The 12,191-nt window shown below is 43.4% G+C and carries 9 protein-coding genes and 1 pseudogene; 7 read left to right on the plus strand and 3 right to left on the minus strand.

Features of this window, described 5'->3' with window-relative positions; genetic code table 11:
• Position 1 precedes the first annotated feature (1 nt).
• The 4 genes from L5M18_RS14310 to L5M18_RS14325 all read left to right on the plus strand — a co-directional run bounded on the left by L5M18_RS14310 (position 2) and on the right by L5M18_RS14325 (position 4,397).
• Positions 2-301, plus strand: coding sequence for a hypothetical protein (locus tag L5M18_RS14310; protein WP_263197454.1), 300 nt, complete (start codon positions 2-4; stop codon positions 299-301).
• The gene (locus L5M18_RS14315) at positions 291-2,192 is read left to right on the plus strand and encodes an ATP-binding protein (protein WP_263197456.1); all 1,902 of its coding nucleotides are present in this window, start codon (positions 291-293) and stop codon (positions 2,190-2,192) included. Before L5M18_RS14310 ends, L5M18_RS14315 begins: the two co-directional genes overlap by 11 nt.
• Positions 2,193-2,379: 187 nt before the next feature.
• Entirely contained in the window at positions 2,380-3,414 is a 1,035-nt protein-coding gene (locus tag L5M18_RS14320; protein ID WP_263197457.1) for a sensor domain-containing diguanylate cyclase, read from the plus strand.
• A gap of 185 nt (positions 3,415-3,599) precedes the next feature.
• The gene (locus tag L5M18_RS14325; RefSeq protein ID WP_263197459.1) at positions 3,600-4,397 is read left to right on the plus strand and encodes a CLCA_X family protein; all 798 of its coding nucleotides are present in this window, start codon (positions 3,600-3,602) and stop codon (positions 4,395-4,397) included.
• Positions 4,398-4,556: 159 nt separating this feature from the next.
• Here L5M18_RS14325 and L5M18_RS14330 read toward each other — a convergent pair whose 3' ends face one another.
• Together L5M18_RS14330 and L5M18_RS14335 are read right to left on the minus strand one after the other, a co-directional pair.
• Positions 4,557-5,492, minus strand: a complete 936-nt coding sequence (locus tag L5M18_RS14330) for a hypothetical protein (protein WP_263197461.1) — start codon at positions 5,490-5,492, stop codon at positions 4,557-4,559.
• A gap of 175 nt (positions 5,493-5,667) precedes the next feature.
• Positions 5,668-7,755, minus strand: a complete 2,088-nt coding sequence (locus L5M18_RS14335) for a TonB-dependent siderophore receptor (RefSeq protein WP_317629899.1) — start codon at positions 7,753-7,755, stop codon at positions 5,668-5,670.
• Between the two features lie 128 nt (positions 7,756-7,883).
• Here L5M18_RS14335 and L5M18_RS14340 point away from each other — a divergent pair, with 128 nt between their 5' ends.
• The 3 genes from L5M18_RS14340 (at position 7,884) to L5M18_RS14350 (ending at position 11,979) form a co-directional block, all read left to right on the plus strand.
• Positions 7,884-9,053 (plus strand): PepSY-associated TM helix domain-containing protein, encoded by a 1,170-nt coding sequence (locus L5M18_RS14340; RefSeq protein ID WP_263197464.1) that lies wholly within the window; start codon positions 7,884-7,886, stop codon positions 9,051-9,053.
• Positions 9,053-9,529: a hypothetical protein gene (locus tag L5M18_RS14345; RefSeq protein WP_105252512.1), complete on the plus strand. Its 477-nt coding sequence runs from the start codon at positions 9,053-9,055 to the stop codon at positions 9,527-9,529. Before L5M18_RS14340 ends, L5M18_RS14345 begins: the two co-directional genes overlap by 1 nt.
• 272 nt (positions 9,530-9,801) lie before the next feature.
• Positions 9,802-11,979, plus strand: coding sequence for a TonB-dependent siderophore receptor (locus L5M18_RS14350; RefSeq protein WP_263197465.1), 2,178 nt, complete (start codon positions 9,802-9,804; stop codon positions 11,977-11,979).
• On the opposite strand, the pseudogene L5M18_RS14355 reads toward L5M18_RS14350, so the two are convergent.
• Positions 11,958-12,191: pseudogene (locus L5M18_RS14355) on the minus strand (IS4 family transposase); the annotation flags it as partial. The gene L5M18_RS14350 and the pseudogene L5M18_RS14355 overlap by 22 nt on opposite strands.

The following is a 12,191-nucleotide window of genomic DNA, read 5'->3' on the forward strand; positions in this document are numbered from 1 at the left end:
TATGAATGCTAATACTGAGTTACCCAAGGCCTTATCTGTATTCTTTGATCAATACGGCGAAGAACAGCAATCGCGACTGCGATTGACACTGATTGCTGAATTACAGCGAATGCGACTTGAGCTAGAACAATATGAATCTTCTGACAATATCGAAGGGCTGAAACATCAATTTACGGGTATTGCGCGCTACTTGCAGCTTAAAGATATGCTGTCTGTCATGGATGTTTGCGAGCGAGAGCAGTTTGAATATCAGTTATGCAGCTTGCTAAAGGCCGTAATGGATTACGCTAATGAGCTTTAAATATAGTGCTTGTATCAATATGTTCAGTGGTTTATGGGTCACTCTGTTGGTGCTGTGGTTAACCTTGTCCCACTCACGTTATGAATTTGACTCCATTTACAATAAAAAAGCAGAAGCGGTTTTTACTTCTTCACGGGATATGTTCTTACAACATGAAATTATGTTGGATGCGCTAAAATCGTTTTTTTATGCTTCGAGTGAGGTAACGTCACAGGAATTTGAGGTTTTTGCTAAGGACTTACTGAAGATCAAATCTGCTGTCGCTTTTACACTGACCCCCGAACTTGAACTGGCCTATATCTCTGATCAGACAATGGCGCCAGAACTTAAGCCACTTAAATTAGTCAAGAATAGTAAAGGGGAACTTCAGGCTAGCCTTGCCGATTACACGTTAGCGGTTGTTAATATCGATGGGCCTAATATGCTTTATTTAGTCTATGCCATTTCTCATCAGCGGATATTAGCGCGGATTGAGCAGGAGCAAGGTGTATGTATTAGCTATCAATTTGAACAATCGTTATTGCAAAGTTCATCCTGTAATCATGAGTTTTCCACAGGCATATTTTCAATGTTTAGCTACTCAGATAGCCGAACTTTGGATATTCCTGGATACCAAACCCGGGTGAATTTACGCATAGAATATCAAGTGCCACAAAAAGAGGTTGTCGAGCTAATCGTGATTATCTTACTGATAGCTTCTCTTGGTATTACTCTGTCTTTTCTTTTGTACTTTAAGTCTAAAAATCAGCATATTGTAGAGCAGATTAAGCTCGATAATCGATCTAGATTAGCAGTGCTTTCCAGCATAAATCATGAGATCCGCACCCCTATCAATGCCATTCTTGGCTACAGTCGCATGTTAAAAAAAGCGCGCTCACAGCCACAAAAACTGGACGAAATTATCGATAAAATGACCTGGTCAGCTAACTTACTTTACTCGGTTGCCGAAAATACGTTGAATTACAGTAAGGCCGAAGCTGGGCAGTTAAAATTGAATCGGCATTTAGTCAATTTACACGAATATCTGAGTAATATTGAGGATTACTATCGTGCTTTTAGTGCGACATCGGGTAAACGTTTACAGGTTGTCGTGAATGAGTCTTTGCCGAAGTTTATCGAGCTCGATGGGACTAAGTTATTCCAACTCATGACTAACATTATCAATAATGCCTTTAAATACAGTACGGGTAGCGAAGTGCATTGTTATATGGACTTACGCCTTAAACGTAACCATAAAGACCATAGTCCTATGCTTAGGGTACTGATCCGCGATTTTGGCGAGGGAATGTCAAAGGAAGCACAGCGCGCTTTAGTTGATCCCTTTATGCACGCATCTAACTCATATACAACATCGGGCATGGGATTAGGACTCTATACTTGTAATCGATTGCTTGAGCAGATTGGCGGTAAGTTTATGTTGCGCAGTCAAAAGGGCAAAGGCACCACAGTGCTGTTACATTTTCCCTGTCAACTTAGCGAGGTGAAAGAACGATTAACGATTCAATATGATCAACAAAAAGTGTTAATCATAGATGATAATCTGTTTAACCTTGAGATTTGCAAAGCCATGCTAGAGCACTATCATTTTCAAACCTTCAGTGTTGATAACGCCGCGCAAGCACTTAAGATGTTGATTCACTCATTGCCACATATTGTTATTGTGGATTACCGTTTACAAGATATGAATGGCTTGCAACTTATCAAACAGATGCAACAAACATTACAAAACCTTGCCAGTGATACCCAGCTTGAGCATCACTGTCGCTTCTTTTTGCTTTCAGCTAATGATAGCGATGATATTCCTGAGTTAGCATTATTCCCTGAGGTACATTTCATGCAGAAACCTTTTAGTGCTGAAATATTTCTCAGTAAATTGGCCGTAAAATCGTAAATTATCAAAGTATTGGATCTGATTTTTAAAGCTTATTTGCCGAATGTGTGGGATTTACATCGCGGTAGAGCCAATCCCGTTGCGGTAATATGGGGGTAAAGACAAAGACGCTGTGATTAGTGTAGAACGCTGCTAATCTAAACATGTCGGAGATCTTCTCTAAAAGCGTCATTGCTAGGAATAATCGATGGAAAAAGAATCTCTTGAGTCTGTTTACCCCTTTTTAACCGAAGCCTTACGGCTAAGCGAGAATGGCCTCGCTGTTTTGGACAAGCACAATCATTTTATCTTTTATAACCAAACCTTTGCGAAAATGTTTGGTTTTGTTGATCAAGACATGGCTGGCCGGCATTTTGACGACATGATGCACTTTGCCTTTACCCATAAGCAAGGGCCTAAAATTGATCATGAAACCATAGAGGAATGGCTTGAACTTATTCATGCGAATCAACGTAAATCAGCTTTTCGACGTTTTGAAGTGGATCTGGTTGACGGTAGCTGGTTGCAACTTTCTGAGCAGGTTTATCACAATGGCGATATGGTCATTGTTTGCACCGATATTACCCAGTTAAAACAGGTCGAATTTGCCCTAAGGAATGCGCAGACTGAGTTGAATCGACTCGCACTCACCGATGAATTAACTGGTATTGCCAATCGACGGCATTTTTTCCAGCAGTTAGAGCATGAAATCAAACGCTTGAGTCGTCTACAGTTACCTTTGTGCCTTGTCATGATGGATATCGATTATTTTAAACTCGTTAATGATCACTATGGGCATCAAGTGGGTGACAAGATACTGCAGCATTTTACCCAATTTATCAGTGCTCGCACGCGCCCATACGATATCTTTGGTCGCTTCGGCGGTGAGGAATTTGCGCTATTACTGCCAGAAACGTCGGTCGATGTCGCGCAGAAAATTGTGACGCGTATGATGTTAGCGCTTGCGAATGAAGATATTTCAGCGATAGTCGCCGATTTTCACTATCAATTTTCGGCAGGAGTGAGTGCGTTAACACCTGTAATGACTCATCATGCCATCGAAGAAAACAGCGGTATTTTAGCGCTTCAGTCTGTGCCTTCACCGATTGAAATCGGGAGTCAGTGCCGTTCAGATGCTGAAAAGCTGGTGGCCGAGGCCGATAAAGCCTTGTACCACGCTAAAACTACGGGGCGAAATCGTGTCGTGGTTTGGGATGATGTGATATTAACGGCTAAAGCTTAGCGAACCCTGTGGTTGTCGAAATCTAGGCATCGCGATCTAAACCGAGAGAAAACCAAGAGTAAGCGCTGCTTGGCTCCTATTCTTAACTTGATATTGCACTTAATGCAGCGTTTTGTTCCTGTGCATTTTCACCTAAAATAGCCAGCTTAATTTGTCTCTCACTGTCATAGGGTTCAAGGGAAGCCGTGTTAATCAATCAGCAATATAACCGCCATGGACCCGATTATCGATTTGGTGAGCAAGTCACTTTTCTTGATATTAAACAAACCTTTGGTTTTAGCCATGTGCGTGTTGGCCGCTGGGTGACGCGGGATGAATCGCGCATTGCTGCAGATTTAGTGTTTGATTCGCTCGCCGATTTGGCCTTTATCTTAAAATTACCACCTTTAACTTTAGGGCTGCGGGAAACCGTCAGCCTGGCCTTTGGTCATGGCGGCCAAAAGGGCGTTCAGGCCCATTATGCACCCGCGACCCGAGAGTTGGCATTGGCTAAAAATGCAGGTGCTGGTGCTTTAGCCCATGAGTTTTGGCATGCGTTTGACCATTATATTGCCACTAAATCATTCAAACCCACTAATAAACGGTTTCAGTGTGCGAGCGATCTTTGGCTATCCGATCTGCCCATCATAGAGCACCCATTAAATGCTCGATTATCTGAGATCTTCAAAGTGACATTGTTGAGTGGACAGGGTGATGAGCCCCATGATTATGTTCGCCGAGCGATTGCATTAGATAAAAAACATGGGATGCAGTACTTCTCTCGGCCAACGGAGATGATGGCGCGAGCATTTGAAGCCTGTATAGAATCCTATACTGATATTTCGAATCCGTATTTAGTGTCGGGAACCCGTTTCTCAACAATGGCAAAGGAGGGGGCTTATCCCGATGAGACCCACAGACAAGTGATTTTTCAGGCGCTGATCAATTACTTTGAACCGTTGGGGATCGCATTGGGTAAAAATCCCTTAACTAGGGCGTGTTGACGTTTTGAGTCATGCATTTAAACAGAGGTTGGGTTAGCGTCGCTAGAGGGCAAGGTAAAAGGTAAAACGACATTCGCCTTAGGTATTTTGAATGTGTTTTGAATGCGAATGGCAGTGGACTGGGGGAGGGTCACGAGCCGTTTGAAGACTGATTGCCAATCACAAGCTCGCGTGCTTAGTCGACAACGTTTGCCAACAATAGGCCAAACTATGGCGAATCGCATCAAGATATTGAGATGCCTGAGTATCCATTAAATACCAATAGCTGGGTTTTGATTCAGGCATGTGGTTGAAAAATAAAGCTTCAGCATTGATGATCTGGCTAGGGTGAGCAAGTTGTAGCCAAATATTAATGGGTGTATGCGCCAGTGTGATTAGCCATTCAAGTTGCATCTGCCGCGTGGCTGGATTTAGTGCATCTGCGATTAATGAGCTCGATTCCTGTAAACGCTCAAGCAAATCAAAGGGATTATCTGCGTTTATCCTAGGTGCGACTTGGCATGGTTGCATTTGGTTTATTGCGGATAGGCGAGGTAAAAATACGGACGCTAAGCTAAATTCAGGCCAGTCGAGCGATGGTATCAAAGCCTGAGCAATCCGTCGTTCGCCTAACCAATTATGCACCATGCAAGGTAAGTGATCGTCAGGCGGTAAATCATTGGGTCTTGCTAAACTCGGAAACAGCGACATACGCTGCACTTGCACATGCTGAGACAACTGCTGCATCAACACGATTGTGGTTAACCCAGATGAAGGCCAGCAGCCAAGCTGAGGCGTTAATTCAATCGCAACTTGCGTTAAGGCTTGGGTAAGCAGACCACTTTGTGGATGACCTTGTACCACAAAGGCATATTTTGATTCAGCAAAACCACCGTTGGCAATATTTACTATCTGATTATTTACATTGCTGTTTTCAGCCCATTGAGTACCGTTAAAAATAAATGTCGTACCTGTGGTCGCAGGCTGCCAATCGCCAGAAGCATTACCAATAATGGTCACTTGCTCAAAGGCAAGGGTGTCCGCTAGAGCTTGCAGATCTAATTTAGCATGTGGCATCTGCAAATGTTGATGCATGTGGGTGTGAGACTTTGGCATAGGCGGAACATCTGTTTTACGAACTCAAAATGGACTTCATTGTAATGGATTACCCCCCTGAGCCCAAAGGGTTAATCCATTGAAGTTTACCGGATGCTGTTTTAATGCAGGATAGTTTAGCTTTAGGTATACCGCGCATAAAAGTGATGCGCGGTATTGGCGATTAACAATTAGACTAAAAATTATAGCTCAGGCTAAGTTCGACATTTCGCGGTTCGCCGAAGAAACCTTGATTGTAGAAATCGATACTAGAGTAGTACTTTTCATCAAACAAGTTTCGAATATTCAAACGCACAATCGCATCATCAGTGAGTTGATAACTTGCCATAAGATTGGTAAGGAAATAACTGGCTTGTTCAGAGCTTTCGCCGTTAGGACCTGCGTTTTCTACATAAATCTTGCTCTGCCAGCTTAAGTTGCCACCTAATGTGAGATCTTCTAGAGCGCCATCAAAGTGATAGAGCGAAGATAATCGTACTAAGTTTTTAGGCAAATGCGTGCCAAAGGCCGAACCATCGGCTTTTTCAGATTCACTGTAGGTGTAACTGAAGTACAGATCCCAATCCTCTGTGGGTCTACCCGTTAGCTCCATTTCAAAACCACGGTTACTGGTGCCATCCACAGCGCGCATTGGAAAGCTACCATCAGGAAGTGGGTCTTTAATGTTAGGATCTTTTTCCGCCACATTTTCCTTTTGAACTTTAAACACTGCAACACTGGCGGTGAGTTTTTCGTCGAAAAAATCGGCTTTACTGCCAAGTTCAATATTATTGCCAGTTGTCGGGTCTAAGCGTTTGTTATTAGCATCTTTGGCATCTTGAGGCTGAAAAATCTCAGTGTAACTGGTATAAATCGACACACTGTCACTGATATCGTAAATCAATCCCGCATACGGCGTAATGACATCATTGTGCTCATAACCTAGATCGACTTTATATTGGCTGATACGGCTTCCTAACAGCAGTGTGACCTGATCGTGCAAATTGAGTTGGGTAGCAATATAGGCACCTTTTTGGATCTCTTCAGTCTCTTCATTGGTGGGAATCGATGGATAATTTGGCTCTGCAATCGAGCCATCCCACTCAAAGAAATTGCCTACGCTTAAAACATCTGTGGTGTAGTAAGAGTCGGCGCTAATATCTTGTTTTGAATAGAGTAGCCCGGTTGTTAGTTTATGTTCTCGACCCAATAGTTCGAATGGCCCTGAAGCAAATATTCGCGCCGCATCTTGCTTACGGGTTGATTGGTAAATCATAGGCAATGCACTCATCCCCAAACCTGTGATTTTATCTGGGGAGCCATATAAATATAGCAAGTGCCCATCCATCTTATCCTCACGATGTTCTATGTCGAGTTTGAGTTCCCAGTTATTATCAAAGTTGTGTTCTAAAGTAGAAAAAACGTTCGCACCATGGCGTTTCCAACTAGACCAAGATGCTGCAGTGGTCGTCGAACGGGGAAGGTCACTCGCTAAACTGCCGTCGGCATAAAACAGTGGCAGCGCTCCCCAAGTGGAGCCTTTAGGATCGCGGTCACTATAGTCCGCGCCCAAAGTGAATAATGTGCTATCACTTAATCTTGCAGTAACGACGCCATAAATTTGCAGATTTTCATCTTCGGCTAGATCGGTAAAACTATCTGATTTTTCATAGGCGGCGGCAAAACGTGCTTGGACATCGGCATCTTCTGTTATGTCCACTGAACTATCACCTTCTACACGATAACTGTCCCATGAACCTACTTTTGCACTGAGGTAACCCCCTGGTGAAGATTTTGGACGTTTACGAATGAGGTTGATGGCGGCCGAGGGTTCTCCTGCACCCGTTAATAATCCGGTTGCACCACGAACCACTTCTACTCGATCGAAGATAACTGTATCGGTCGAAGCATCATTGAAGAAACTAGAATAGTTAACGGGCACACCATCAAATTGGAAGTTAGTGATTGGATTACCACGGGCGCTGAAAAAGTAGCGGTTAGTTTCTGCTTTCTGTGCAGAAATACCCGGTGTTAAAAACATTAAGTCAGCAACATTGTTAAGAGAAAAACTCTGAATAAATTCTTGATCTATAATCGTCACTGACTGCGGCGTTTCTCTCAGTGTTAAGGGTAAGCCCGTTGCTGTAGCAGCTTTATCTAAACGACTACCTTTAATACTGATCACTTCGATATTGGCGTCTGCGTCTGATTGAGTTTCGTCGGCGTAGGAACTCGGCGCTAACAATAGGCTCGAAATGAGCGCTGCTAACAAGGTTTTATCCATCATGATTCCCCATCATAGTATTTTGTGACCGGCATTCTAATTGAAAACAATTCTCAGTACATCGTATTGATAACAATTTGCATTACCTTTACACTCGCGAAATACGATAAGTGTTAGGAAAGTCACAAATGGCGAAGATCAGTAACCGATTCTGGTTTATGTTGCATGGTTGGGTGTCGCTCCCAATTTGGTTGTTATTTTGTTTTATCTGCTTGACGGGGACGATTGCGGTACTGAGTCATGAGATCACTTGGTTAACGAATCCTGCATCGAGGGCGTTGAACCCTAATGATTTACCCGTAAAACCAGTTAGTGAATTAATGACGCTTGTTGAGGAAGCCTACCCAAGTGCGGCAGTCTCTGGCGCTATGACCTTAGAACCTTATATGGTCAATGTGATCATGTTCAGTGACGCAGATAAACCCTATGCCATGGCCTATGTCAATCAATACACAGGTGAGATACAACAGATTAATGAAGGCATGACATTTTCCGGCTTTATCAGATCTTTACATGCTTGGTTATTATTTCCTTGGCAAAGCGGTTACAGCTTGGGCTATTACCTTGTCTGTTCGATGGCGCTGTTTATGCTCGCCTCTTTAGTGACGGGACTCATTGTTTATAAACGTTTTTGGCGAAGTTTTTTTGCTCCGAAATTGCGTGTGAGTCAAGGTAAAAAGACACTATTGGCCGATTTGCATAAATTGTCTGGTGTGTGGTCTATTTGGTTTATCGCGATTATGGCCGTTACCGGATTATGGTATTTAGTCCAAGCCATTTTTTGGCATGCTGATATTGATATCGAGCCACATGCGCCATTGGTTGCTGCTGAGCAATTGCCCTTTATCCAAAAGGGTGATGTGAATCCCGCAGATCCAAGCGTGTCATTTGCACAAGCCTTAACATTAGCACAAACGCACTTTCCTGACTTTCAACCAAGCTATGTGATGAAACCCGAGCATAATCGTGACATGTATCATCTGAGTGGTAGTGGCGAGCACATTTTTTACGATCAGTATTCTTACAACCTCAGCATTAACCCTTGGACGGGGGAGATTGCAAGAGCGACATCACCCGAGACGATGACAGGGATACAAACGCTAATGCATATCGCAGATCCTTTGCATTACGGTACCTTAGGTGGTATCTGGACAAAAATCATTTGGTTTATTTTTGGGGTGATCCTATCGGGTATGTCAATCACAGGATTTATGATGTGGGGACTGCGTAATGTGCGTGCAATTAAAAAAATGGGATCCCCCAGTACTGTGGCAGATAGGTTAGAGGAGGTACGTTAATGGCTTTCATTCATTCAACTTTTTGGCAAAAAAATAAATATAAACTGAGTGGGTTTATTCTATTGCTCCCCCTATTGTTTTTGTATCAGTCGCTAACCCCTACATTTCCACCGGCCTGGCAGGCTCAAGAGTTAGGTGAATTTAAAATAGCCCCTTTACCCTTAGATCTAAAAGCACCCTATGTACATCATGATGACTATGTGAAAGATTTTATGTTGGTTTTTGAAAAAGGTGAGGTAGGCAATATACGCCAAGGCTATGCCAATATTGGAACGCAGGCTTTGCCAATAGCAGATTTACAGCGCAGCGAGAATGGTATTTTGCACGGTAATAAGCATGGCCAACACGTACACGCCATCGCAACTAAGACACTAACCTCCGCAGATAGTCTGTGGATATCGATAGAGAATTGGCAAGGTGAGTGGCAAGTGGCAAAGTGGCCTCTGCCTGCCGAGCTAATAGTACAGACACACTGAATGAGGTAAAAGCTAAACACTAATGGCGATCCTATGGAGTAATAATTTCAGGGTCGCTTTTAGTGGCGTAGATTAAGAATGATTAACCGAATACGGGTAAAGAATAACCTTTTTCGCCGTAAATGCTCACTTTTGAAGGCATAAACACAACGGGGACGTTTATTCCTCATTAATAAATGATGAATTTGTTATATACATCACCAAAATACAAATGAAAGTGATTCGCAATAGTGTTACCGTATGTTCATCCTAAATAAACTCCCTAAATTACTATGCGCTTTTATCTACTACCTCTCGCGTCTGCCATTACTTTGGCATTAAACCCTTTGTCAGTCTTGGCTGCAGAGCCGTCTTCTGCTGCAGATGCAAATGATCAAAATATTGAAAAAATAACAGTGATGGGCAAGTACACTGTGAGTCGAACCATTGATACCGCCACAGGCTTAGGGCTGTCACTGCAGGAAACGCCACAGTCAGTGAGCATCTTGACCGCTGAACGGATCCAGGATCAGGCACTCAATACCGTTGTTGATGTGGTTAATAACACAGTAGGTTTGTCTTCATCTAAAACAGATAACGTTCGAAATGGCTTTATGGCCCGTGGTTTTGCGGTTCAGAATTACCAGATTGATGGCGTACCTTTATCTTGGAGTTTGGGGGGCGATGCAGGTGAGACTGTGTCTGATATCTCTCTGTATGAGCGTGTAGAGGTGGTGCGTGGTGCAACAGGCTTACTAACGGGGGCAGGGGATCCTTCTGCTTCAATCAACCTAGTGCGCAAACATGCCGACAGTGACGAACTTAAGGGCTATGTTGATGTTGCTACGGGTAGCTGGGATAAAAAACAAGTTACCGCAGATGTTTCTAATGGCCTCAACGACAGTGGCAGTGTGCGCGGTCGCATGGTCGCGAAATATGTCAATAGCGATTCTTATCAGGATCTTTATCAAGACCGTAAGACCATTCTTTACGGCGTAATTGATTCAGACATTACTGACAACACTATGCTGCGCGTTGGCGGTAGTTACAATAACAACAACCCCAAAGGAGCGATGTGGGGTGCGTTACCAGCAGTATTCAGCGATGGTTCGGCTACTGATTGGGATGTTTCTACTACAACAGCGGCAGATTGGAGCCGTTGGGAAACGACTAACATCAACTATTTTGCTAACTTGAACCATTATTTCAGCAATGGTTGGCAGTTGGTGGCGAACTATAATCGCATGGAATATGAAACCACCACCAAAATGATCTATATGTCTGGCTTGCTGAATAAAGAAACCGGTGCAGGTTTGAGCGGTCAGCGTTATCACAGCCATGGTGAAAGTAACTCTGATAATTTCGATTTTCAGTTGAAAGGCGATTACCAACTCTTTAACCGTGAGCATCAATTTGTGACTGGTGCCTTATACAGCAAACAGAAATCCTATGCTGATACTTATGAACCCATCCGTGAGAATATGACGGGCTGGGACTCAAAGGTAGTTGAAAACTTTTATGATTGGCAAAGCAACGCCTTTGAAGAGCCTGAATGGTCAACAAACGCCAATCGTCAGTTAAATATGGATACCGAGCAGAAAGGTTTCTACGCAGCAACTCGGCTAACAATTACCGATGATTTAAAAGTGATTGCCGGTGGCCGTATTTCTAGTTGGAACCGCGAAGGGGTCAGCTATGGTACTGATACCAACTTTGGTGATGATGGCGTGTTCGTTCCTTATGTTGGCGCCTTGTATGACATAAACGAAGAGCATCGTGTTTACGCTAGTTATACCGAAATATTTAATCCGCAGAACAGTAAGAATATTAACGGTGATTATTTAGAGCCACTCGAAGGTAAAGCCTATGAAATCGGTTTAAAAAGCGCTTATCTGGACGACCGTCTACACACCACTGTAGCACTGTTTAAGATTGAACAGGATAATCTGGCAACAGCCGCTGGGACTATCATTGTTGACGGTACTCCAACCACTTATTACAAAGCTGCTCAAGGTACTGAGAGTACAGGCTTTGAGTTAGAAGTGGTGGGGGAGTTTATCGATGGGTGGAATATCACGGCTGGCTATTCGCAGTTTACAGCGGAAGATGCTGAAGGAAAAAAAGTGGCGACTACTAGCCCTCGCAAACAGTTTAAACTATTCACAACTTATCAGTTTGTTGATTACCTGCCTGAATTGACCGTGGGTGGTGGTATTAACTGGCAGAGTGATAGTTACTCTGAAGGGGGGACAGTAAAAATCGATCAGGATGCTTACTCTTTAGTCAACCTGATGGCTCGTTATAACTTCACTGACAATATGGATCTGCAACTTAACGTAGAGAACCTATTAGATGAAAAATACTATGCTTATATGTCTGCCTCAGCCTCAATGTCCGAAGCATATAGTGTGTATCACTATGGAACCCCACGTAATGCTGAAGGATCCCCTCATAAATCAGCCATAGCATAGCCATATTTGAGCAACTGATTGGCGAATAATACCCAGGCCGCCAGCAATTCTTTCTCCGTGATTTGATAATCAGGCCGCCTGAGTACCTCCAATCCCAAGCGAATCGTTGAGAGTACCGTTCGATGCCCAATGGTATTGGCCTGAAAATGCTTATCCCAGCCCTGTTGCTGTGCGTGTAAACCAACTAGCCACAACAGGCATTGAACCATCAA

It is taken from the genome of Shewanella sp. SM20 (genome assembly GCF_025654545.1).
In the GTDB taxonomy this organism is placed as follows: domain Bacteria; phylum Pseudomonadota; class Gammaproteobacteria; order Enterobacterales; family Shewanellaceae; genus Shewanella; species Shewanella oncorhynchi.